The following is a 21,678-nucleotide window of genomic DNA, read 5'->3' on the forward strand; positions in this document are numbered from 1 at the left end:
GGGGCCGGACGCACCGTCCGAACACCAGGAAGGACCGCCGGTCGGCGGACATCACCCATGAAGCGGACTTACCAACCCTCCAAGCTCGTGCGCAAGCGTCGTCACGGCTTCCGCGCCCGCATGGAGACCCCGGGCGGCCGCAAGGTGATCGCGCGCCGCCGCGCCCGCGGCCGCAAGCGCCTGTCGGCCTGATCGGGTCGTCCCGGGCCGCGGCCTCGTCCGGCCGGCGCCGGTCGCGAGGCCGGCCCTGCGGACGGATGCGCCCGATGGAGCGGCTCACCAAGCGCAGCCAGTATCTGGAAGTCGCCCGGGGCGCCCGCACGCCCCGGCGCGGCTTTTTGCTGCAGACGGCGCCGCGCAAGGCCGGTCCGGACGAGCCCGCCTCGGCCCGGTTCGGCTTCACGGTGACCAAGAAGATCGGCAACGCCGTGGAGCGCAACCGCATCCGGCGCCGCCTCAAGGAAGCCGTTCGTCTCCACGGGGCCCTGGCGGCGAAGCCGGGGACCGATTATGTGCTGGTCGGCCGCCGCGCCGCGCTCACGCAGCCCTTCGCCGACCTGGCTGCCGACGTGGTCGGCGCCATCGAAAGCGCCGCTCGTCCGCGCGCCGGTTCCGACGACCATCGTTCGCGCCGCGAACAGAAGAGACCGCACCATGGGTGACAATCGCAACATGATCCTGGCGGTGGTGCTCTCGGCCATCGTCCTCCTCGGCTGGCAGTACTTCATCGCCGGCCCGCAGCTGGAGAAGGCCAGGATCGCCCAGGAGGCCCGCCAGGCCGAACAGGCGGCGCAGCAGCCGCCGGCCACCGGCACGGACCCCGCGGGCTCGCCGTCCACCGTCGCGCCCGGTGGCGCCGCGGGCGGCCGGGCCACCTTCGCCACGCGGGCCGAGGCGATCGCCGCCACGCCGCGCGTTCCCATCGACACGCCGGAACTGTTCGGCACCGTCAACCTGAAGGGCGGCCGCATCGACGACGTCAGCCTGAAGGGCTACCGGGTCAGCGTCGACCGCGACAGCGCCAACGTCACCCTCCTGTCGCCGGCCGGCACGGCGGACGCCTATTTCGCCGAGTTCGGCTTCGTCGCCGCCGCCGGCGACACCACGCCCGTCCCGAACGCCGAAACGGTCTGGACCGCGCCCGCCGGCGCCACCCTGACGCCGCAGACGCCGCTCGTCCTCACCTACGACAACGGCCAGGGCCTCGTCTTCCAGCGCACCCTGTCCGTTGACGAGCACGCCATGTTCACGGTGCGCGACGAGGTGCGCAACACCGGCTCGGGCGCCGCCACGCTCTATCCCTACGGCTTCGTGATGCGGCACGGCACGCCGCAGACCTCCGGCAACTACATCCTCCACGAGGGCCTCATCGGCGTCCTCGGCGAGGAGGGGCTCCAGGAGGTCCACTATTCGGACCTCGCCGAGGAGGGCGCCCTCAAGCCGCCGGCGGTCAAGGACGGCTGGCTCGGCATCACCGACAAGTACTGGGCGACCGCCCTCATCCCGGCCGGCGAGGCGGGCTTCCAGCCGCGCTTCCTGCACACCCGGGCCGGCGCCATGGACGCCTATCAGGCCGACTACCTGCGCGACCCGCTGGTGGTGGCGGCCGGCCAGAGCGCGGCGACGGACACGCGCCTGTTCGCCGGCGCCAAGCAGGTCAAGCGCATCGACGCCTACGAGGCCGAGCTCGGCATCCGCAACTTCGACCTGATGATCGACTGGGGTTGGTTCTACTTCCTGACCAAGCCCATGTTCTACCTCATCGACACCCTGTTCATGCTGGTCGGCAACTTCGGCGTCGCCATCCTGGCCGTCACCGTCATCATCAAGGGCCTCTTCTTCCCGCTCGCGAACAAGTCCTACGTGTCGATGAGCAACATGAAGAAGATCCAGCCGGAGATGCTGGAACTGCGCGAGCGGTTCAAAGACGACAAGATGAAGCAGCAGCAGGCCATGATGGAGCTCTACAAGCGGGAGAAGATCAACCCGCTCGCGGGCTGCCTGCCCATCCTGGTCCAGATCCCGGTGTTCTTCGCGCTCTACAAGGTGCTGTTCGTCACCATCGAGATGCGGCACGCGCCCTTCTTCGGCTGGATCCACGACCTCAGCGCCCCGGACCCGACCTCGCTGTTCAACCTGTTCGGCCTCATCCCGTGGGATCCGCCGCATATCCTGATGATCGGCGTGTGGCCCATCATCATGGGCATCACCATGTTCGTCCAGATGAAGCTGAACCCGACGCCGCCGGATCCGGCCCAGGCCGCGGTGTTCACCTGGATGCCGCTCATCTTCACCTTCATGCTGGCGTCCTTCCCGGCCGGTCTCGTCATCTACTGGGCGTGGAACAACACCCTTTCGGTGGCGCAGCAGTCCTTCATCATGCACCGCCAGGGCGTGAAGATCGAACTGTGGGACAACATCAAGTCCACCTTCTCGCGCAAGAAACCGGCGAGCGGGTGAGCCCGTGACCGATCCCGCATCCCCGCCATCCGGGCCCGTCGACGCGGCCGAGCGGCGGGAGGCGATCCGCCTCCTGTTCGCCCGGCCGTGGCGCTTCGTGCGCGGCATGGCGACGGTTGCCGACCTGCCGTTCGCGACCGGCGGCCTGGAGGTCGCCTTCGCGGGCCGCTCCAACGTCGGCAAGTCCAGCCTGATCAACGCCCTCACGGGCCAGGGCGGCCTCGCCCGCACGTCCAACACGCCCGGCCGCACCCAGGAGCTGAACCTGTTCGTGCCCGAGCGCGACGCCGGCATCGCCCTCGTGGACATGCCGGGCTACGGCTACGCCGAGGCCCCCAAGGACAAGGTGGACGTCTGGAACGAGCTGATCCGCGCCTATCTGCGCGGCCGCCCGAACCTTCGCCGTGTCTACGTGCTGATCGACGCCCGCCACGGCATCAAGAAGAACGACGAGGAGGTCATGACCGTCCTCGACAAGGCGGCCGTCTCCTACCAGGTGGTCCTCACCAAGATCGACAAGATCAAGCCGGCGGGCGTCGACAAGCTCCTCGCCGACACCGCCGAGAAGATCCGCAAGCGCCCCGCCGCCTACCCGCAGGTGATCGCCACCTCCAGCGAGAAGGGCGCCGGCCTCGACGACCTCCGCGCCGCCATCGCCGCCATCCTGGACTGAGCCGCCCCGACCCGCTGCCATCCGTCCCTGTTTGCGGCCGCCTCTTATCCTTCCCCTCAGGGGAAGGTGGCCGGCGAAGCCGGCCGGAAGGGGTCGTCTTCCCCGCCCGCGCCCGTCCCCGCGCCCTCGACCCGTCCCCCTGACCCCGCATCCTCTCCGCGCTCGGCCTCGTCCAAAACGCGCCCACGCCCACGGACAAAGACGACCCCTCCCAACCCTCCCCTGAGGGGAGGCATCGCCGCGAGGATCCGGCGCGACATCTCCCGGATGGACCGCCCCCATCCTTCCCCTCAGGGGAAGGTGGCCGGCGAAGCCGGCCGGAAGGGGTCGTCTTCCCCGCCCGTTCGAAACGCCCGGCCGACCGCGGCCCGCGCTCCCCGCCCGCACGCCCTTCCTTGAGGCCCGGCCCGGTTTCGGCTATACGCCACGCCCAACCGTCCCCGAACCTGCAAGGCGCCCGTCCCATGTCCATCACCGGCGAGCTGGAATCCGCGCTCAGCGAGGAGGCCATGGTCTCCCGCGCCCGCATCATCTCCGAGGCGCTGCCCTACATGCAGCGCTACGACGACAAGACGATCGTGGTGAAGTACGGCGGCCACGCCATGGGCGACGAGGCCCTGTCGCGCGCCTTCGCCCGCGACATCGTGCTTCTCAAGCAGTCGGGCATGAAGCCCATCGTGGTGCACGGCGGCGGGCCGCAGATCGGCGCCATGCTGGAGAAGCTCGGCATCAAGTCGGAGTTCAAGGCGGGCCTGCGCGTCACCGACAAGGCGACCGTGGAGATCGTCGAGATGGTCCTCGCCGGGTCCATCAACAAGTCGATCGTCGCCGCCATCAACGCCGAGGGCGGCCGGGCCATCGGCCTCTGCGGCAAGGACGGCAACATGGTGGTCGCCGAGAAGGCCACCCGCACCATGCGCGACCCGGACAGCAACATCGAGAAGGTTCTGGACCTCGGCTTCGTGGGCGAGCCGAAGACCGTCAATCCGGCGGTCCTCAACATGGTCGTCCAGGACGAGCTGATCCCGGTCATCGCGCCGGTCGCCCCCGGCGAGGACGGCGAGACCTACAATGTCAACGCCGACACCTTCGCGGGTGCCATCGCGGGCGCCCTCGGGGCCACGCGCCTCCTCTTCCTCACCGACGTGCCGGGCGTGCTCGACCGCCAGGGCCGCCTCATCAAGGAGCTGTCGGTCGCCGACGCCCGGGCCCTGATCGCCGACGGCACCATCTCCGGCGGCATGATCCCGAAGGTGGAGACCTGCATCGACGCCCTCGGCCGCGGTGTCGACGGGGTGGTGATCGTCAACGGCAAGACGCCCCACTCGGTGCTCCTGGAGATCTTCACCGAGACAGGCGCCGGCACGCTCATCACCCGCTGAGCCGGCTCGTCCCAACCGGGTCCGCCCGTCGCCGTTCGGCGCGATCGGGCGGCCGTGATTTCCTTTGTTCACCTTCGTGCCTATATACTCGTCTCCCGAAGGCGAACGAGGATGCCCTTTTGACCGTCGCGCCCGCCCGTCCGAATGCCCCCTCCCGCGAGGGACGCCACGCCCACGTCAACGATCTGCGCACCTTCAAGGGCGTCGAGGCCTGGGTGTTCGATCTCGACAACACGCTCTATCCGGCGCACAGCAACCTGTTCGCCCAGGTGGACGAGCGCATCCGCGACTATGTGGCCAAGCTCCTCGACATCCCGCCCGAGGCGGCCAACAAGGTCCAGAAGGACTATTACCAGCGCTACGGCACCACGCTCCGCGGCCTGATGCAGGAGCGCGGCATCCAGCCGGACGATTTCCTGGACTACGTGCACGACATCGACCACTCGGTGCTCGCGCCCGATCCGGAGCTCGGCGCCGCCCTGGAGCGCCTGCCCGGCCGCAAGTTCATCTTCACCAACGGGTCCCGCACCCACGCGGAGAAGACCGCCGCCCGGCTCGGCGTCGACCACCACTTCGACGACATCTTCGACATCGTCTCCGCCGGCCTGCTGCCGAAGCCGAACCGGGAGGCCTACGACCTCTTCGTGAAGCAGACCGGCGTCTCGCCGGCCCGTGCCGCCATGTTCGAGGATCTCGCCCGCAACCTCGCCGTCCCGCACGCCCTCGGCATGCGCACCGTCCTCGTCGTGCCCCAGGGCACCCGCGAGGTCTTCCGCGAGGCCTGGGAGCTGGAGGGCGACGCGGAGCCCCACGTGGAGTTCGTCACCGACGACCTGACCGGCTTCGTCACCGCGGTCGCCGGCGCCGTCAAGGCCTGACCGGTCCGGTCACGGCGGGAACGCGGCGGCGAGCTGGCCGACGAGGGCGTCCATCTGGGCGCCGTTCTTGGCGACGATGCCGTCCGCGAAGGCCTGCAGCGCCCGGAGGTTGTCCGCCCGGGCGTTGTCGATCCGCTCCATGCTGGCGTGCGGCAGCTTGTCGTCCCAGCGGTAGTAGAAGAGCGGCTGGTGCGCCGGCCCGGCCGGCACCGTGGCGCCCTCGGTCTTGTGGATCTTCGCCTGCCGCCGGTTGAGAAGCGCGTTCAGCTGGTAGGAGGCGGTGGACGCCTGGCCGTCCATGAAGATGGAGATCAGCGGCGAGCCGCCGTCCCGCTGGATCCACGACAGCGCCGACCAGCCCTTCGCCGACCGGTAGGTGTAGGGCTCCAGCGCGTAGCCCGTGCCGAGGCTCACCACCACCGTGTCGTCGTCCGTCTTCGGCTCCCACGCCGCCTTGAAGCGCAGCTTCAGCCCCTCCACGTAGCCCGCCATGGCCGGGTCGTTGGCGAACACGCCGCCGTCCACCAGCACCGGCTTGCCGGCCTTCGGGTCCGGCGCGGCCGTGCCGTCCGGCGAGGGCAGCTCCTCCAGTTCCACCGGCGGCAGGAAGGTGGGCGCCGCCGCGGTGGCGAGCGCCGCCTGCCAGACCCGGGCGTCGATCTCGCCCGGCGTCACGTTGGAGAGGAAGCGCGCCCGCCGGTGCAGGATGTCGTAGGTCGTCAGCACCAGCCGCGTGCGCGCCGCCGACAGGCGGGTGTCGTCGCCCACCACGCTGCGGATCATCGCCTCCAGCGGCCGCGGGTTGTAGCGGTGGCTCCAGAGCAGGGTCCGCGCCTGGTCCCACCAGTCGAACAGCGGCTCGGGGAAGATGCCCGGCCCATGGGACACGTAGAGCGCCTCCAGCTCGAACGCCGTCAACGGCAGGCCGCCCCGGCCCGGGCTGGGCACCGTCAGCCCCGCCGCCAGGATGCCGCCGGTGGACGTGCCGATCACCAGGTCGAAATAGTCCGCCAGCGGCCCGGTCAGGCCGGCCCCCCGCAGCCGGCGCTCCAGCGCCGCCAGCACCCGCGCCGGGATCACCCCGCGGATGCCGCCGCCGTCGATGGAAAGAATGAAACGCGGTCGTGCCATGGTCGCTGCCCCCTGCCTGCCCGCCCGGATCTCCGGGTCCCGGCGAGGCGCCACCATAGCACTCTCCCCGAGGGAGGGGATAACCCTGGCGCGCATCAGTCGCGCCCTGCACGCGTCTTTTCGCCGCCCGGCCCGCGTCCCTGGCCTTTCCGCCCGCCCGCAGCCGGCCCTGCCGGCCCGGCTCCCGCGCGCGCCCAACCGGCCGCGTTGCATCCCCCGCCGCTTTTCACTACGGTCCCGCCCCATTCCGTTCGGGCACCTCGGGGATCCCCGCCATGACCACCAGCACCGCCGCCGCCACCTACGCCGATCTCGCCGCCACCCTGGAGGCCGCCTGGGAGGACCGGGCCAACGTCTCCTTCGCCACCAAGGGTCCCGTCCGCGAGGCGGTGGAGGAGGCGCTCTCGCTCCTCGACGGCGGCAAGGCGCGGGTGGCCGAGAAGGTGGGCGAGACCTGGGTGGTCAACCAGTTCCTCAAGAAGGCGGTTCTCCTCTCCTTCCGTCTGAACGACATGACGGTGATCCCGGGCGGCCCCGGCGGCGCCACCTGGTGGGACAAGGTGCCGTCGAAGTTCGAGGGCTGGGGCGAGCCCCAGTTCCGCGAGGCCGCCTTCCGGGCCGTCCCGGGCGCCATCGTGCGCCGCTCCGCCTACATCGCCCCCGGCGTCGTCCTGATGCCGTCCTTCGTGAACCTCGGCGCCTACGTGGACAGCGGCACCATGGTGGACACCTGGGTGACCGTCGGGTCCTGCGCCCAGATCGGCAGGAACGTGCACCTGTCCGGCGGCGTCGGCATCGGCGGCGTCCTGGAGCCCATGCAGGCCGGCCCCACCATCATCGAGGACGACTGCTTCATAGGCGCCCGGTCCGAGGTGGTGGAAGGCGTCGTGGTGGGCCGCGGCTCGGTCCTCTCCATGGGCGTCTACATCGGCGCCTCCACGAAGATCGTCGACCGCGCCACCGGCGAGGTCTTCGTCGGCCGCGTGCCGCCCTATTCGGTGGTGGTCTCCGGCACCCTTCCGGGCAAGCCGCTCCCCGGCGGCGAACCCGGCCCGGGCCTCTACTGCGCCGTCATCGTCAAGCGCGTCGACGAGCAGACCCGCTCCAAGACCTCGATCAACGAGCTCCTGCGGGATTGACCGGAGGGGCGGCCGGCCAAGGCGCCACCCTCGCCGGCGCCGTCCCTCCACCGCCATGGCGCCCGTCAGGCGCACCGCTCACGCCTGGACCGGCGGCAGGTCTCGCTCCAAGACCAGCCGCCCGTCATCCTTCCCCTCAGGGGAAGGTGGCGCGAAGCGCCGGAGGTTGTCTTCGGGCGGAGGCTCGCCGCCAACCGAAGGCAGCCAACCTCCCACCAGAAAACGAATGGCGCCTTCGGACGACGACAGGCCTTCGCCCGTCGCGCCGCCCGGCACCTTCACCTGACAGGAACGCCGAGGCCCAGCCACCGCCTCGCCACTCACTCCCTCCGGCCGATTGACCCCCGCTCCGTCCGGGGGCTACACCGGGGCCATGACAGCTCCCTCCGCCCCTGCCGATCCGGTCGCCATCGCGCGCGATCTTCTCCGCTGCCCGTCCGTCACGCCGGCCGAGGGCGGCGCGCTGGCCGTCCTCGAGGCGCTGCTCGCGCCCGCCGGGTTCGAGGTTCACCGGCCGGTGTTCTCCGCCCCCGGCACGCCGGACGTGGAGAACCTCTTCGCCGCCATCGGCAACGGCCCGCGCCACCTCTGCTTCGCCGGTCACACCGACGTGGTGCCGCCCGGCGACGCGGCCCGCTGGACCCACGACCCGTTCGCCGGCGTCATCGCCGACGGCGTGCTCTACGGCCGGGGCGCGGTGGACATGAAGGGCGGCGTCGCCGCCTTCGCGGCCGCGGCGCTCGATTTTGTCGCCGCCCGCGGGCCGGACTTTCCCGGCCGCATCTCCTTCCTGATCACCGGCGACGAGGAGGGACCGGCGGTCAACGGCACGGTCAAGCTCCTGGACTGGGCCGCCGCCCGCGGCGAGCGCTTCTCCGCCTGCGTGGTCGGCGAGCCCACCAACCCGGACCGGCTCGGCGACGCCATCAAGGTCGGTCGCCGCGGCTCGCTGTCCGGCACGCTCGTGATCCGCGGCATCCAGGGCCACGTGGCCTATCCGCACCTCGCCGACAACCCGGTCCGGGCCTTGCCGGCCTTCCTGTCCGCCCTCATGGACCCGCCGCTCGACGCCGGCACGGACCGCTTCCAGCCGTCCAACCTGGAGGTCGCCGCCGTCGAGACCGGCAACCGCGCCTTCAACGTCATCCCGCCCGAGGTGCGGGTCAACTTCAACGTCCGCTTCAACGACCTCTGGACCCCGGAGACCCTGAAGGCGGAGATCGTCCGCCGCGCCGAAAAGGCCGCCGCCGAGACGCCGCTCCGCCGGGCCGAGGCCGGCCCGGCCCGGTACGAGCTCGCCTTCGAGACCACCGTGTCGGACGTCTTCCTCACCCATTCGCCCGACCTCGTCGACGGCCTCGCCGACGCCGTGGAGGCGGTCACCAGCCGTCGTCCGGAGCTGTCCACCGGCGGCGGCACCTCGGACGCGCGCTTCATCAAGAACCATTGCCCGGTGGTGGAGTTTGGTCTGGTCGGCCAGACCATGCACCAGGTCGACGAGCGCGTGGACACGGCCGACCTCGTCACCCTTGCCCGCATCTACCGCGTCTTCCTGGACCGATATTTCGAGGGTCACTGACGCCATGCTGCTGACGTCGGACGAGATTTCCCGCTCCACCCATGCGGCCTGGACCCTCTTCAAGGGCGACCCGGCCGGCCTTCGCCAGCTCGACGTCTCCTTCGACGGCTTCTGGCGCTCGTTCGGGGTCATCCTCCTCCTGCTGCCCGCCCTTGGCATCCTGATCGCGTCGGAGCGGCTGTTCATCCTCGGCCACACCGCCATGACGCCGGAAACCTTCCCGGCCGGCGCCTTCCTGCTCACCCGGCTCCTCGCCGTCGGCCTCGACTGGGTGGACTATCCGCTCCTCCTCGCCCTCCTGGCCCGTCCTCTCGGCCTCACCCGGCGCTACGTGCCCCTCGTGGTGGCGCTCAACTGGGCGAGCCTCGTGGCGGTCATTCCCATCACGGCGCCGGGGCTTCTCCACGTGCTCGGCCTCGTCGGCGACGAGACGGCCTCCTTCCTCGGCCTCTTCGCCCTCGGCGTGGTGCTCCGCTACCAGTATCTGGTCACCCGGATCGCCGTCGGCGGCCCGGTCGGCTTCTCCATCGGGCTCGTCGCGCTCGACTACGTGAGCGGCCTCGCCGTCCGCACCATCGCCACCGCCATCGGCGGCATCTGAGAGGCCCCGGCGACGATCGGACGCGAACGGGGCCGGCCGCCTCAGCCCCGGCCGATGCTTCGGCTCGTCACCACGGCGGCGAGCGAGAACGCCAGCGCCGCCGAGAACAGCGGCTCGGCCACGGCCCGCACCGCATCCGGCGACGCGGCGGCCCCGTAGCCGAGCCCGTTTGCCGTCAGGCCCGCCACCGCGCCGCCAAGCGCGTAGCCGGCCGAATGGAGGGTCGGCAGCAGCGCGGAGGCGCGCGCCCGGTCGCCGTCGCCCGCCCCGTCCATGATGGTCTGGCTGAGGAAGGCCCAGCTCATCCCGAAGCCGGCGCCCGCCGCCATCTGGCCGGCGAACACCAGAGCCGGCTGGTCGAGCGAGAAACCCGCCGCCACCGCCGCGAGGCCGCCGGTCTGGAACACCGGGCCGAGCCGGATCGCCGTCGCCCGCCATCGGCCGGCCGCGAGCGTCGCCACCACCAGCGCCACCGCGCTCCAGGAGAGCGCCATCACGCCGCTGAACGCGCCCGCCAGCGTCGGCCCGTAGCCCCACACGCTCTGCAGCGTCATCACCAGGTAGACCGCCACGAACGCCTGGGCCACCGGCATCAGCAGCACCATCCAGAGCCCCGGCCCCACGGGCGCGCGGCCCGTGAAGGCGTCGCGCGGGAACAGCGGCACCGCGCTCAGGCGGTCGCGCCGCACCATCAGGGCCAGCACCGCCAGCGCGGCCGCCACCAGGGCGCCGGCCTGGAGCGCCGACGGCAGGATGCTCGCCACCGACACCAGCAGGATGCCGCAGCCGATGCCGGTCAGCCGCACCAGCGGCACCGATCCCGCCGTCGCGTCGCCCGTCGTCTTCGGCACCACGGAGAGGACCAGCAGGATGAAGACCACCGCCATCGGCACGTTGATCAGGAAGGCCGCCCGCCAGGAGAACCATTCGGTGAGGAGCCCCGCGAGGATCGGGCCGCCGAAGGCCGCGATCGCCCACATCAGCGCCTCGGCGCCGAACACCTTCGGCATCAGCCGGGGCGGGAACAGGTCCGGGATCAGCGTGTAGCAGAGCGCCGCGATCAGGCCGTCGCCGAAACCCTGGATCGCACGGCCCATGAGCACCGCCGGCATGCTGCCGGCGCTCGCCACCGCCACCGAGCCGACGAGGAAGACAGCCGCGCCGCCGATCAGCGCCGCCCGCGCCCCGTGCCGGATCTTCAGCACCGCGGCGGCGGCGCCGCCCACGATGGAGAAGACGAGGTGCACGGTCAGCGACCAGGAGATCAGGTCGACGCCGCCGAGGTCGCGCACGGTCGACGGGATCGCCGTGGTGACGATGAACTCGTTGAAGGCGAACAGGATCACCCCGAGGCAGAGGGTCGTCGTCGCGGCCGCGTATCGGGGGGCCATCAGCTCGGCCCACCGGCCCGCGTCCACGTCCGCCATCATCCGACCGCCTTTCCGGTGGCGGCGCCGGAGGAGCCGGCGCCAGCCCGCCGGCGGGCCGACGCGCGAAGGCGCGCGTCCAGGCCGGCCGGCCCTCAAGGCGTGATCGCAAGCGCTCCGCCCGTCAAGGGGGCGCGGTCCGATGCGGCTCCGGCCGGAAGCGATGCAGCGCCCGCCAGGCGGCGTGCCGCGCGGCGGGCCGAGGGGAGGGCGGCCCGCGCCGGCGGGTCAGCGCTGCTCGGTCCGCCAGCGCGGGTGGATCCAGGGCTCGTGGTTGGCGCGCGGCAGCGGCGCCCGGCCGAGGATGTGGTCGGCCATCTTCTCGCCCACCATCATGGACGGGCCGTTCAGGTTGCCGTTGGTGATGAGCGGGAAGATGGAGCTGTCCGCAACCCTGAGCCCCTCCACGCCGATCACCTTGCCGGTCGGGTCCACCACGGCGTCGCGGTCGTCCGGGCTCCCCATCCGGCAGGTGCCGCACGGGTGGTAGGCGCTCTCCACGTGCTCGCGCACGAAATCGTCGATCGCCTCGTCCGACTGCACGTCCGGGCCGGGCGCGATCTCCCGGCCCCGGTAGGGGTCGAACGCCTTCTGGCCGAACACCTCGCGGGCGAGCCGGATGGCCGTGCGGAAGTCCTCCCAGTCCTCGTCCGTCGACATGTAGTTGAAGCGGATCACCGGCTTCTCGCGCGGATCGTGGCTCTTCAGCGTCACCGCCCCGCGCGACTTCGATCGCATCGGCCCCACGTGCACCTGGAAGCCGTGGCCGGGCACCGGCGCCCTGCCGTCGTAGCGGATGGCGGCCGGCAGGAAGTGGAACTGGATGTCCGGATATTCGACGCCCGCCTTGGAGCGCACGAAGGCGCAGGCCTCGAAATGGTTGGTGGCCCCGAGGCCGGAGCGGAACAGCAGCCATTCCAGGCCGATCCGCCCCTTGGCGAAGAGGCTCAGGTGGCCGTTGAGGGTGATCGGGAGCTTGGCCTCCTGCTGGATGTAGCACTCCAGGTGGTCCTGCAGGTTCCGCCCCACGCCCGGCCGGTCGGAGAGCACCGCGATGCCCTGGCGCTTCAGGTCCTCCGCCGGCCCGATGCCGGAGAGGAGCAGGAGCTTCGGCGAGTTGATCGACGAGGCCGAGACGATCACCTCCCGGCGCGCCCGCACCACCTCGATCCGGCCGCCCCGCTCCACCTCCACGCCCACGGCGCGCCGGCCCTCGAACAGGATGCGCCGGGCGAGCGTGCGGGTGGAGAGCGTCACGTTCTCCCGCTTCAGGGCCGGCTTCAGGTAGGCGTCCGCCGCCGACCAGCGCTTGCCCTTCCAGACGGTCATCTCCATGGGGCCGAAGCCCTCCTGGCGGAAGCCGTTGTAGTCGTCGGTCGGCGCGAACCCGGCCTCCACGCCCGCCTCCACGAAGGCCTTGTAGAGCGGGTTCTTGCGCGAGCCGCGGGTCACGTGCACCGGTCCCTTGGTGCCGCGCCAGCCCTCGTCGCCGCCGTGGGCGGTCTCCATGCGCTGGAAGTAGGGCAGCACGTCCGCGAAGGCCCAGCCGCGCGCGCCCATCTCGTCCCAGGTGTCGAAGTCCTTCGCGTGGCCGCGCACGAACACCATGCCGTTGATCGACGACGACCCGCCGATCACCTTGCCGCGCGGGGTGGCGAGCGAGCGGCCGTTCAGCGCCGGCTCCGGCTCCGCCTTGTAGCCCCAGTCGTAGATGGGCATGTTCATCGGGTAGGAGAGCGCCGCCGGCATCTGGATGAACGGGCCGAAGTCGGTCCCGCCGAATTCCAGCACCAGCACCGTGTTCCGCCCATCCTCCGACAGGCGCGACGCGAGGGCGCTGCCGGCCGAGCCGGACCCGACGATCACGAAATCCGCTTCAAGCATGGCGTTTCACCGTTTCGGACACATAGTCGCGGACGAGGCGGACCGCCTCCTCCGCCGGAACGTCGATGGCGCGCAGCGCCGCCCTCAGCCACAGCCCGTCGATCATGGCGGCGGCGCCGCGCGCCGTGTCGCGCGCCACCTCCGGCGGCACCAGTTCGCCGAGGGCGTGGAGGAGGTTGGATTCCAGGCGCCGGAGATAGACCTTCAGGAGCCGCATGGCCTCGGCGTCGTGCTGAGCCTGCATGTAGAAGGCGAGCCAGGCGGAGATCACCGCCGGCTGGAACTGGTCGGCCGCGAAGTTGCCCTCGATGATCGCCTCGATGCGCTGCTGCGGGGTCGCCGCCTCGGCCAGCCGGCGCCGGAACTCCTCGCCCAGCGCCTCCAGGAGGTGCCGCATGGTGGCGATCAGGAGGTCGTCCTTGGACCCGAAATAGTGGTGCGCGAGCGCCGACGAGACGCCGGCCCGCTTGGCGATGTCGCCCATGGTCAGGCCCGCCATGCCACGGTCGTGGATGGCTTCGATGGCCGCCGAGATGAGCGCGCGCCGGCGAACCGGCTCCATTCCGACCTTGGGCATCCTGTCCCGCTCGCCGCCGTCCGGCTCCGTCCCGGCTCCCGGTTTGAACCCTTCCGCCGTTCCGGGTCGACAGGATCGACATCGGCCCGTCCGGCGCCTCTGAACGGTATTTTTGATTGATCCATCAATCAACAAAAACTTGCGCGTCCGTCCAGACGGTGTTTGGATGACCCTACGAAGAAACCCGAACGACGCTTGCGCGGACAGGGACGGCCGGCGATGCGGCCGCCCGCGCCGGCGTCGGACCGGGACGAGGTTGGCCGCCACCGTCCGTCCACAAGGGCGGGTCGGCCGTCCGAATGGGGATCCGCAGCGGCTGCGTCTCTGCTAGGAGGGGCGGCACGCATAGTTTCGGGAACAGGGAGTCGTTCATGTCCAAACGCACGTTCACAGCCGCCGCCCTGGCGCTACTTGTCGGCGCGGCCCCCGCGCTCGCCGCCGACCCGGAAGCCTGCCACACCGTCCGCTTCTCCGACGTCGGCTGGACCGACATCACCGCCACCACCGCCGTCGCGTCCGTGGTGCTGGAGGCGATCGGCTACACGCCCGAGGTGAAGGTGCTGTCCGTGCCGGTCACCTACGCGTCCCTCGACAACAAGGACATCGACGTCTTCCTCGGCAACTGGCAGCCCTCCATGGAAGCCGACCGGGCCCCCTACGTGGCGAAGGGCACCGTCGAGGTGCTCGGCGCCAACCTGGAGGGCGCCAAGTACACGCTCGCCGTGCCGAAATACGCCTTCGACGCCGGCCTCAAGACCTTCGACGACATCGCCAGGTTCAAGGACCAGCTGGACGGCAAGATCTACGGCATCGAGCCCGGCAACGACGGCAACCGCCTCATCCTCGGCATGATCGAGGAGAAGAAGCACGGCCTCGACGGCTTCGAGCTCGTGGAAAGCTCCGAGCAGGGCATGCTCGCCCAGGTGGCCCGCGCCGTGAAGGCGGAGGAGCCCATCGTCTTCCTCGGCTGGGCGCCCCACCCGATGAACTCCAACTTCGAGCTCGAATATCTGGCCGGCGGCGACGACACCTTCGGGCCGAACTTCGGCGGCGCCACCATCTACACGAACGTCCGCAAGGGCTTCGTCGCCGAATGCCCGAACGTCGGCAAGCTCGTGTCGCAACTGAAGTTCTCCCTGGAGATGGAGAACGAGATCATGGGGGCGATCCTCGACGAGGGCACCGAGCCGAACGCGGCCGCCAAGGCCTGGCTCGCCGAGAACCCGTCCGTCGTTGAGCCCTGGCTCGCCGGCGTCACCACCGTGGACGGCGGCGACGCCCTCGCGGCTGTGAAGACCGAACTCGGCGGCTGATCCGTCCTTCCGGGCGGCTGATCCGCCGCTCCGGCGGCGGTCCCGCCCGTCCGGCGGCCGACCCGCCGCTCAGGCGGCCGACCCGCCGCTCCGGCGGCCGACCCGCCCGCCGCCGGGCCGGCATCCGCCAAGAGGATGCCCGGTCCCGGCCCGTCTGCCGGCCGCCGGACCGCGCCGCGCCCCGCCGTTTTTCGATCCTCCCCGGGAGAGCCGTCCGCCGATGGAGTTTCTCACCGCCACCAAGATCCCCGTCGGGCCGTGGGCCAAGTCCATGGTCGACTGGCTCACCGACAACGCCGGCGGCCTGTTCGACGCCATCGCGGCCGCCCTGGAGGCCGTCATCGACGCGCTCCTCGCCGTCCTGCAGGTCGGCGGCCCGCTGATCGCGCTTTCGCTCGTCGTCGCCACCGCGGCCCTTCTCGCCGCCGGCCTCGGTGGCCGGCTCGCGGGCCGGCTCTGGCTCGCCGCCGTCGGCCTCCTCGTCGTCCAGCTCGTCGCCGCGCTGGTCCCCGGCGGCGAGGCGCTCGCCGCCTGGCCGGCGGGATGGGGCCGCGCCGCCGGCTCGGTCACGCCCTTCCTGGTGATCGCCTTCGCCGGCGCGCTCGCCTGGGCGCTCCACCGCTCGGTCGGCCTCGCGGCTTTCACGGTGGCGTCGCTCCTCTTCATCGGCAACCAGGGCTACTGGAAGGAGACGACCGAGACCCTCGCGCTCGTCCTCGCCTCCGCCTTCGTGTGCATGGCCATCGGGGTGCCCATCGGCATCGCGTCGGCGCGCCGTCGCTGGCTCGCCACGGCGCTCCGCCCGGTGCTGGACCTGATGCAGACCATCCCGACCTTCGTGTACCTGATCCCGGCGCTCATCCTGTTCGGCCTCGGCATGGTACCGGGCCTGATCGCGACGGTCATCTTCGCCCTGCCGGCTCCCATCCGGCTCACCCAGCTCGGCGTCGCCTCCACGCCGACCGCCCTCGTGGAGGCGGCCGACAGCTTCGGCGCCACCCCCTGGCAGCGGCTCGTCAAGGTGGAGATCCCCTACGCCCTGCCGCAGATCCTCGCCGGTCTCACCCAGACCATCATGCTCTCCCTCTCCATGGTGGTGATCGCCGCCCTCGTGGGCGCCGACGGCCTCGGCGTACCGGTGCTTCGGGCGCTCAACTCCGTCAACATCGCCATGGGCTTCACCGCCGGGCTCGCCATCGTGCTGATCGCCATCGTCCTCGACCGGCTCTGCCGCGCCGACCACTCGTCCTCCGGCGCCAAGGGGGCGGGCCGATGACCACCGCCGTCTCCTTCAAGGCCGTCGACATCGTCTTCGGGGCCGAGCCCGCCAAGGCCTTCCCGCTGATCGACGCCGGCCGCCCGGTAGCCGACATCAACCGGGAGACCGGCCAGATCGTCGGCGTCATGAATGCCACGTTCGACGTGGCCGAAGGCGAGATCGTGGTGCTCATGGGCCTGTCCGGCTCCGGCAAGTCCACGCTCATCCGCGCCGTCAACGGCCTCAATACCGTCAGCCGGGGCAGCGTCCGCGTCGCCGACGGCGAAGGCCACGTGGACGTCTCCACCTGCGACGCCGCCACCCTCCGCCGGGTCCGGCGCAGCCGGGTCGCCATGGTGTTCCAGCAGTTCGGCCTGTTGCCCTGGCGCACGGTGGCCGAGAACGTGGCCCTCGGCCTGGAGCTCGCCGGCGTCGACAAGGCGATCGCCGACAAGCGCGTCAAGGCGCAGCTCGACCTCGTCCACCTCACCAGCTGGGCCGACAAGCAGGTGCGCGAGCTCTCCGGCGGCATGCAGCAGCGCGTCGGCCTCGCCCGCGCCTTCGCCACCGAGGCGCCCATCCTCCTCATGGACGAGCCCTTCTCGGCGCTCGACCCGCTGATCCGCGACAAGCTCCAGGACGAGCTCCTCGACTTCCAGCGCTCCTTGAAGCGCACCATCCTGTTCGTCAGCCACGACCTCGACGAGGCCATGAAGCTCGGCAACCGCATCGTCATCATGGCGGGCGGCCGGGTCATCCAGGTAGGCACGCCCCAGGAGATCATGCTGAAGCCCGCCACGCCCTACGTGGCCGAGTTCGTCGCCCACATGAATCCCTTGAGCGTCCTGCGCGCCGCCGACGTCATGCGCCCGGCCACCGGCCTCACCGCCCCGCCCGACACCCCGCGCCTGCCCGAAGGCCCCGCCGTCGCCGGCCGCCCCGCCATCGCCCCCGCTACCCTCCCCATCAAGGCCATCATGGCCGCCCGCCTCGCCACCGGCCGCGAACTTCTGGTCGAGGACGCCGGCGCCATCGTGGGCACGATCGACGAGGAGGACATCCTGAGGGGGATCTTGAGGAAGTAGGGGGTGCGTGGTCCCCCGCAGGTGCCGGGGAGGGTGTCCGGTCATGGCGCCGGTGGTCGATGAATAGGAAATTCCATCGTCCCGCCCGTAACTCCCCCCTCTCCCCAACCCTCCCCCTCCAGGGGGGAGGGGCCCCGATGGAGGATCCGGCTCCCCCTCTCCCCACCCGCGACAGAACCCTCCCCCTCGAGGGGGAGGGCAGGGCGGAGGGGACCCGCCACCGCCCACCACCCCCTCTCCCCTTGTGGGAGAGGGCCGGGGAGAGGGGAGAACCTCCCCCCTAACCCCGCTTGCACCCCTCCCCCCTCGAGGGGGAGGGCAGGGTGGGGGGGAGACCCGCCATCGCCCACCACCCCCTCTCCCCTTGTGGGAGAGGGCCGGGGAGAGGGGAGAACCACCCACCTAACCCCGCTCGCACCCCTCCCCCCTCGAGGAGGAGGGCCGGGGAGAGGGGAGAACCACCCCCCTCAAAAGGCCCGCACCCTCCCCCTCAAGGAGGAGGGCAGGGTGGGGGAAGCCCCTCCCACACCCGCAACTCACACACCGACACCCACGAAGGACCCGCCCCCATGCGCGCCCAGCCCCCCGCCTCCCACTTCATCGACGGCGCCTACGTGGACGACCCTGCCGGCGTCGAGATCGTCTCCCGCTACCCGGCCACCGACGAGGTCATCGCCCGCCTGACCGCCGCCACCGCCGCCACCGTCGACGCCGCCGTGGCGGCCGCCACGCGCGCCCAGGTCGAATGGGCCGCGCTGCCGGGCCGCGAGCGCGGGCGCATCCTCCGCCGCGCCGCCGACATCCTGCGCGAGCGCAACCGCGACCTGTCGGTCCTTGAAACCCTCGACACCGGCAAGGCCCTGCAGGAGACGCTGGTGGCCGACGCCGCGTCCGGCGCCGACTGCCTGGAGTATTTCGGCGGTCTCGCCGCATCGGTCGAAGGCTCCACCGTCGATCTCGGCTCCGCCTTCGTCTACACCCGCCGCGAACCGCTCGGCGTGGTGGCCGCCATCGGGGCCTGGAACTACCCGATCCAGATCGCGTGCTGGAAGGCCGCCCCGGCGCTCGCCGCCGGCAACGCCGTCATCTTCAAGCCGGCCGAGACCACGCCGCTGTCCGCCCTGAAGCTCGCCGAAATCCTGAAGGAGGCCGGCCTTCCCGACGGCGTCTACAACGTGGTCCAGGGCCATGGCGACACCGGCCGCATGCTGGTGCGGCACCCGGGCATCGCGAAGGTGTCGCTCACCGGCGAGAGCGGCACCGGCCGCAAGGTGATGGCCGACGCCGCCGAGACGTTGAAGCACGTCACCCTGGAACTCGGCGGCAAGTCGCCGCTGATCGTCTTCGACGACGCCCACGTGGAGAACGCCGTCTCCGCCGCCATGCTGGCCAACTTCTATTCCACCGGCCAGATCTGCTCCAACGGCACCCGCGTCTTTGTTCAGAAGGGCCTGAAGGACCGCTTCCTCGACCGGCTCGTCGCCCGCACCAAGGCGATCCGGCTCGGCGACCCGCTCGACGAGGACACCCATCTCGGTCCGCTCGTCAGCCACGAGCACCGCAAGAAGGTCCTCTCCTACCTGGAGATCGGCAAGGCCGAGGGCGCCCGCCTCCTGGTCGGCGGCGGCGTGCCGAAGCTCCAGGGTTTCGAGGGCGGCGCCTGGGTGGAGCCCACCGTGTTCGCCGACGTGACCGACGACATGCGCATCGCCCGGGAGGAGATCTTCGGCCCGGTCATGGCCGTGCTCGACTTCGAGACGGAGGAGGAGGTGGTCGCCCGCGCCAACGACACCCCCTTCGGCCTCGCCGCCGGCGTCTTCACCGCCGACATCACCCGCGCCCACCGGGTGATCGGCAGGATCAAGGCTGGCACCACCTGGATCAACGCCTACAACCTCACCCCCGTGGAGATGCCCTTCGGCGGCATGAAGCAATCCGGCCTCGGCCGCGAGAACGGCCGCGCCGCCCTCGACGCCTACACCCAGGTGAAGAGCGTCTACGTGGCGATGGGGGACGTTGAGGCGCCGTACTGAGGGAGCTATCGCTTGTTCGGACAGGCGGCCAAAATGCACGATGAGCAAGGGGCGTCTTGAAAAATTCCGAGGTATCGAGTAAGCGTATCACTCAGAGACCCTTTCTCGGCGAACGTGCCCCTGGGCACCTCCTTTACGGATAGCCGATGCTGCGGGTCTCTTTTTCTTTTGCCGGTGTCTGTCAGTAGTGAAGGACCGTCTCCTGGTCCCAGACGTCCACCTCGCTGGCAATCCTATCGGCGATCAGAGCGTGGGACCGGGTGTCTCCCAGAGCCCATCTCCGCTGGATGGCCCAGGCGCAATAGTCGGCGGCCCAAAGCATCGGCTCGGATGCCGACGTCATGAACGCGACTTCCCAACGGTCTCGCGGAACACTGCTCTGAAGCGCATTGTTCAGCGCGTTCTTGAAGGCCGCCTTGGTGGTTCGGGTCTCCAGAGCAGCCGCCGTGACGAGGATCTTGTCGCCGGAAGCGACGATTGCCGGGGCAATCCGCGCCAGGTGGAGTTCCCACGCCACTCGATAGAAGCTCGGTTCGTCGGGCCGGATCGACGCGGGGGCCTTCGCCTTTTCCAGAATGGTCGCATCGACTTGAAACGGATGGCGCTCGAAGATCGCGAAGACGGCATTCCGAACGGCTTGCCTGTCACTGGTTGCGTGAAACTTTTCCGCGTCAGATCCCTCCAGGGCGTACCTGCGGCGGAGTGCCAGGAGATCGCTGGCCATTGCGCAGGTGTCGCAGGTCAGCGTGGCCAAGATGAAGTACCGGCTGGCGTTTGCTGTCCGTTTGAAGGTGAAGTCACCGGCTTCGTCCGCGAACATGAACCGCTCCGTCATCGCCCTTCTCCACCGCAAGGGAATAGCTTCGACGAGAATCGACAAAACTGGCAATCCTCCTCCACCCCGACAAATCGCTTCCGAAACGACCGGCTCCCCTCTACTGTCCGGCCATGCCGGTCGACATCCGTTCCTCCCAGGCACTCCGCCTCTGGCACGACGTCTCCCTCGCGGTGGTGCGGGAGCACGACGCCGATCTGTCACCGCGGCAGATCACCGTGCTTCTCACCGTCTACCTGGAGCCGCCGCCCCACACCGTCCGGGGCCTCGCCGAGAAGCTGGGCGTCACCAAGCCGGCGATCACGCGGGCGCTCGACACCATGGGCGAGATGCGGCTTCTCTCCCGCCGTCGCGACGAGAAGGACAAGCGCAACGTCATCGTCCAGCGCACCGTCGAAGGCGCCCTCTATCTGGAAAAGCTGGCAGACCTGATCGTCGCCAAAGCCAAGGACCTGCCCCGATGACCGGCTTCGACCGCCGCCTCACCCCCGCGAGGCCCGACCTCGCCGCCGCCCATCTGGAAGGGGCCGTGACGGCGACGCGCTTCGTCGAAGGCGTTCGCCGGCGCGTGGTCGCGCCCATCGCAGACGTCCGGGCGGAGCCACGCCAGGACTGCCCGCTCGATACCCAGGCGATCCGGGGCGAGACCGTCACCGTCTACGAGGAGACCCCGGAGGGCTGGGCCTGGGGACAGCTGGACCGGGACGGCTACGTGGGCTGGCTCCCCGCCGACGCCCTCGGGCCGCACGCGCCGGAGCCGACCCACCGGGTCGTCGTCCTGCGCACCCTCGTCTTCCCCGGTCCGGACCTGAAGCTGCCGGTGGTCTGTCAGATCACGGAAGGCGCATGGGTTGCCGTCGTCGGCACGGAGGAGCGGCGCGGAACGGTCTACGCTCGCCTCTTCGATGGGGGATACGGGATCCTGAAGCACCTCGCGCCGGCCGGGACCATCATGTCGCCCGACATGGCCGCCTCCGTGGCCCCACATGGGGGCGGAATTCCCGACGACAAACGCACACGCGAGGCCTATGTGGCGGCCGCCGAGCGCTACGTCGGATCGCCCTACGTGTGGGGCGGGCGGACGAGCCTCGGCCTCGACTGCTCCGGCCTCGTCCAGACCGCCCTCGCGGCGGTCGGGATATCCGCGCCCCGCGACACCGACATGCAGGAGCGCGCGCTCGGCGAGCCTGTCCCCTTCGACGGGGACGTTTCGGCGCTCGAACGGGGGGATCTCGTGTTCTGGAAGGGGCACGTGGGCATCGTCGCCGGCCCCGACCGGCTCCTCCACGCCAACGGCTTCCACATGATGACCGTGGTCGAACCCCTCTCCACCGCCATCGCCCGCATCGCGGCGGCGGGCCTGCCGGTCACGAGCGTCAGGCGGCTGAATTGAGGCCGACGGCGATCCGCCACGGTCCGACCC

General features: G+C 70.8%; 20 protein-coding genes. 15 read left to right on the top strand and 5 right to left on the bottom strand.

The window, feature by feature from the left end:
* Nucleotides 1-57: 57 nt before the first annotated feature.
* From rpmH to HND91_RS19570, 6 genes are all read left to right on the top strand, one after another.
* A complete protein-coding gene (gene rpmH, locus HND91_RS19545) occupies nt 58-192 on the top strand; it encodes a 50S ribosomal protein L34 (protein ID WP_181708290.1) in 135 nt (44 codons plus the stop codon).
* A 74-nt stretch (nt 193-266) separates the two neighbouring features.
* Complete coding sequence (gene rnpA / locus HND91_RS19550) at nt 267-662, top strand: ribonuclease P protein component (RefSeq protein ID WP_246329591.1); 396 nt, start codon at nt 267-269, stop codon at nt 660-662.
* A complete protein-coding gene (yidC, locus tag HND91_RS19555) occupies nt 655-2,460 on the top strand; it encodes a membrane protein insertase YidC (protein ID WP_181708292.1) in 1,806 nt (601 codons plus the stop codon). The genes rnpA and yidC overlap by 8 nt, the downstream gene beginning before the upstream one ends.
* A 64-nt stretch (nt 2,461-2,524) precedes the next feature.
* Nucleotides 2,525-3,133 carry a ribosome biogenesis GTP-binding protein YihA/YsxC gene (yihA, locus tag HND91_RS19560; RefSeq protein WP_343057422.1) on the top strand — a complete coding sequence of 203 codons (609 nt, stop codon included), beginning with the start codon at nt 2,525-2,527 and terminating at the stop codon, nt 3,131-3,133.
* Nucleotides 3,134-3,642: 509 nt separating this feature from the next.
* A complete protein-coding gene (gene argB / locus HND91_RS19565; protein WP_425485502.1) occupies nt 3,643-4,515 on the top strand; it encodes an acetylglutamate kinase in 873 nt (290 codons plus the stop codon).
* A 185-nt stretch (nt 4,516-4,700) separates the two neighbouring features.
* A complete protein-coding gene (locus HND91_RS19570) occupies nt 4,701-5,393 on the top strand; it encodes a pyrimidine 5'-nucleotidase (protein ID WP_210272808.1) in 693 nt (230 codons plus the stop codon).
* Nucleotides 5,394-5,402: 9 nt separating this feature from the next.
* On the opposite strand, the gene HND91_RS19575 is transcribed toward HND91_RS19570, so the two are convergent.
* Entirely contained in the window at nt 5,403-6,524 is a 1,122-nt protein-coding gene (locus tag HND91_RS19575) for a patatin-like phospholipase family protein (RefSeq protein ID WP_181708296.1), read from the bottom strand.
* Between the two features lie 275 nt (nt 6,525-6,799).
* On the opposite strand from HND91_RS19575, the gene dapD reads away from it, so the two are divergent.
* From dapD to HND91_RS19590, 3 genes are all read left to right on the top strand, one after another.
* Nucleotides 6,800-7,663 (top strand): 2,3,4,5-tetrahydropyridine-2,6-dicarboxylate N-succinyltransferase, encoded by an 864-nt coding sequence (gene dapD / locus HND91_RS19580; RefSeq protein ID WP_181708297.1) that lies wholly within the window; start codon nt 6,800-6,802, stop codon nt 7,661-7,663.
* A 373-nt stretch (nt 7,664-8,036) separates the two neighbouring features.
* A complete protein-coding gene (gene dapE / locus HND91_RS19585; RefSeq protein WP_181708298.1) occupies nt 8,037-9,242 on the top strand; it encodes a succinyl-diaminopimelate desuccinylase in 1,206 nt (401 codons plus the stop codon).
* A gap of 4 nt (nt 9,243-9,246) precedes the next feature.
* Complete coding sequence (locus HND91_RS19590; protein ID WP_181708299.1) at nt 9,247-9,843, top strand: hypothetical protein; 597 nt, start codon at nt 9,247-9,249, stop codon at nt 9,841-9,843.
* Nucleotides 9,844-9,884: 41 nt separating this feature from the next.
* Here HND91_RS19590 and HND91_RS19595 read toward each other — a convergent pair whose 3' ends face one another.
* The 3 genes from HND91_RS19595 to betI all read right to left on the bottom strand — a co-directional run bounded on the left by HND91_RS19595 (nt 9,885) and on the right by betI (nt 13,731).
* The gene (locus HND91_RS19595) at nt 9,885-11,273 is read right to left on the bottom strand and encodes an MFS transporter (RefSeq protein WP_181708300.1); all 1,389 of its coding nucleotides are present in this window, start codon (nt 11,271-11,273) and stop codon (nt 9,885-9,887) included.
* 225 nt (nt 11,274-11,498) lie between these two features.
* Entirely contained in the window at nt 11,499-13,154 is a 1,656-nt protein-coding gene (betA, locus tag HND91_RS19600) for a choline dehydrogenase (protein ID WP_181708301.1), read from the bottom strand.
* Nucleotides 13,147-13,731 carry a transcriptional regulator BetI gene (gene betI / locus HND91_RS19605; RefSeq protein ID WP_181708302.1) on the bottom strand — a complete coding sequence of 195 codons (585 nt, stop codon included), beginning with the start codon at nt 13,729-13,731 and terminating at the stop codon, nt 13,147-13,149. The genes betA and betI overlap by 8 nt, the downstream gene beginning before the upstream one ends.
* 371 nt (nt 13,732-14,102) lie before the next feature.
* Here betI and HND91_RS19610 point away from each other — a divergent pair, with 371 nt between their 5' ends.
* The 4 genes from HND91_RS19610 to betB all read left to right on the top strand — a co-directional run bounded on the left by HND91_RS19610 (nt 14,103) and on the right by betB (nt 19,420).
* A complete protein-coding gene (locus tag HND91_RS19610) occupies nt 14,103-15,044 on the top strand; it encodes a choline ABC transporter substrate-binding protein (RefSeq protein WP_181708303.1) in 942 nt (313 codons plus the stop codon).
* 220 nt (nt 15,045-15,264) lie between these two features.
* Nucleotides 15,265-16,320 carry a choline ABC transporter permease subunit gene (gene choW, locus HND91_RS19615; protein ID WP_246329592.1) on the top strand — a complete coding sequence of 352 codons (1,056 nt, stop codon included), beginning with the start codon at nt 15,265-15,267 and terminating at the stop codon, nt 16,318-16,320.
* Nucleotides 16,317-17,387 carry a choline ABC transporter ATP-binding protein gene (choV, locus tag HND91_RS19620; protein WP_181708304.1) on the top strand — a complete coding sequence of 357 codons (1,071 nt, stop codon included), beginning with the start codon at nt 16,317-16,319 and terminating at the stop codon, nt 17,385-17,387. Before choW ends, choV begins: the two co-directional genes overlap by 4 nt.
* Nucleotides 17,388-17,956: 569 nt before the next feature.
* Complete coding sequence (gene betB, locus HND91_RS19625) at nt 17,957-19,420, top strand: betaine-aldehyde dehydrogenase (RefSeq protein ID WP_181708305.1); 1,464 nt, start codon at nt 17,957-17,959, stop codon at nt 19,418-19,420.
* 181 nt (nt 19,421-19,601) lie between these two features.
* On the opposite strand, the gene HND91_RS19630 is transcribed toward betB, so the two are convergent.
* The gene (locus HND91_RS19630) at nt 19,602-20,255 is read right to left on the bottom strand and encodes a DUF3800 domain-containing protein (RefSeq protein WP_181708306.1); all 654 of its coding nucleotides are present in this window, start codon (nt 20,253-20,255) and stop codon (nt 19,602-19,604) included.
* 113 nt (nt 20,256-20,368) lie between these two features.
* On the opposite strand from HND91_RS19630, the gene HND91_RS19635 reads away from it, so the two are divergent.
* On the top strand, nt 20,369-20,719 hold the full coding sequence (locus HND91_RS19635) for a MarR family transcriptional regulator (protein WP_181708307.1): 351 nt from the start codon (nt 20,369-20,371) through the stop codon (nt 20,717-20,719).
* Nucleotides 20,716-21,648 carry a C40 family peptidase gene (locus HND91_RS19640; protein WP_181708308.1) on the top strand — a complete coding sequence of 311 codons (933 nt, stop codon included), beginning with the start codon at nt 20,716-20,718 and terminating at the stop codon, nt 21,646-21,648. Before HND91_RS19635 ends, HND91_RS19640 begins: the two co-directional genes overlap by 4 nt.
* Nucleotides 21,649-21,678: the final 30 nt, after the last annotated feature.

Origin of the sequence: Chthonobacter rhizosphaerae (assembly GCF_013839525.1) — a bacterium.
Classification (GTDB): domain Bacteria; phylum Pseudomonadota; class Alphaproteobacteria; order Rhizobiales; family Pleomorphomonadaceae; genus Chthonobacter; species Chthonobacter rhizosphaerae.

What these genes read in the sequence shown, in the direction of transcription:
- rpmH (WP_181708290.1), top strand. Translation starts at nt 58, where the DNA reads ATGAAGCGGACTTACCAACCCTCCAAGCTCGTGCGCAAGCGTCGTCAC.
- rnpA (WP_246329591.1), top strand. Translation starts at nt 267, where the DNA reads ATGGAGCGGCTCACCAAGCGCAGCCAGTATCTGGAAGTCGCCCGGGGC.
- yidC (WP_181708292.1), top strand. Translation starts at nt 655, where the DNA reads ATGGGTGACAATCGCAACATGATCCTGGCGGTGGTGCTCTCGGCCATC.
- argB (WP_425485502.1), top strand. Translation starts at nt 3,643, where the DNA reads ATGGTCTCCCGCGCCCGCATCATCTCCGAGGCGCTGCCCTACATGCAG.
- HND91_RS19575 (WP_181708296.1), bottom strand. Translation starts at nt 6,524, where the DNA reads ATGGCACGACCGCGTTTCATTCTTTCCATCGACGGCGGCGGCATCCGC.
- dapD (WP_181708297.1), top strand. Translation starts at nt 6,800, where the DNA reads ATGACCACCAGCACCGCCGCCGCCACCTACGCCGATCTCGCCGCCACC.
- dapE (WP_181708298.1), top strand. Translation starts at nt 8,037, where the DNA reads ATGACAGCTCCCTCCGCCCCTGCCGATCCGGTCGCCATCGCGCGCGAT.
- HND91_RS19590 (WP_181708299.1), top strand. Translation starts at nt 9,247, where the DNA reads ATGCTGCTGACGTCGGACGAGATTTCCCGCTCCACCCATGCGGCCTGG.
- HND91_RS19595 (WP_181708300.1), bottom strand. Translation starts at nt 11,273, where the DNA reads ATGATGGCGGACGTGGACGCGGGCCGGTGGGCCGAGCTGATGGCCCCC.
- betA (WP_181708301.1), bottom strand. Translation starts at nt 13,154, where the DNA reads ATGCTTGAAGCGGATTTCGTGATCGTCGGGTCCGGCTCGGCCGGCAGC.
- betI (WP_181708302.1), bottom strand. Translation starts at nt 13,731, where the DNA reads ATGCCCAAGGTCGGAATGGAGCCGGTTCGCCGGCGCGCGCTCATCTCG.
- HND91_RS19610 (WP_181708303.1), top strand. Translation starts at nt 14,103, where the DNA reads ATGTCCAAACGCACGTTCACAGCCGCCGCCCTGGCGCTACTTGTCGGC.
- choW (WP_246329592.1), top strand. Translation starts at nt 15,265, where the DNA reads ATGGAGTTTCTCACCGCCACCAAGATCCCCGTCGGGCCGTGGGCCAAG.
- choV (WP_181708304.1), top strand. Translation starts at nt 16,317, where the DNA reads ATGACCACCGCCGTCTCCTTCAAGGCCGTCGACATCGTCTTCGGGGCC.
- betB (WP_181708305.1), top strand. Translation starts at nt 17,957, where the DNA reads ATGCGCGCCCAGCCCCCCGCCTCCCACTTCATCGACGGCGCCTACGTG.
- HND91_RS19630 (WP_181708306.1), bottom strand. Translation starts at nt 20,255, where the DNA reads ATGACGGAGCGGTTCATGTTCGCGGACGAAGCCGGTGACTTCACCTTC.
- HND91_RS19635 (WP_181708307.1), top strand. Translation starts at nt 20,369, where the DNA reads ATGCCGGTCGACATCCGTTCCTCCCAGGCACTCCGCCTCTGGCACGAC.
- HND91_RS19640 (WP_181708308.1), top strand. Translation starts at nt 20,716, where the DNA reads ATGACCGGCTTCGACCGCCGCCTCACCCCCGCGAGGCCCGACCTCGCC.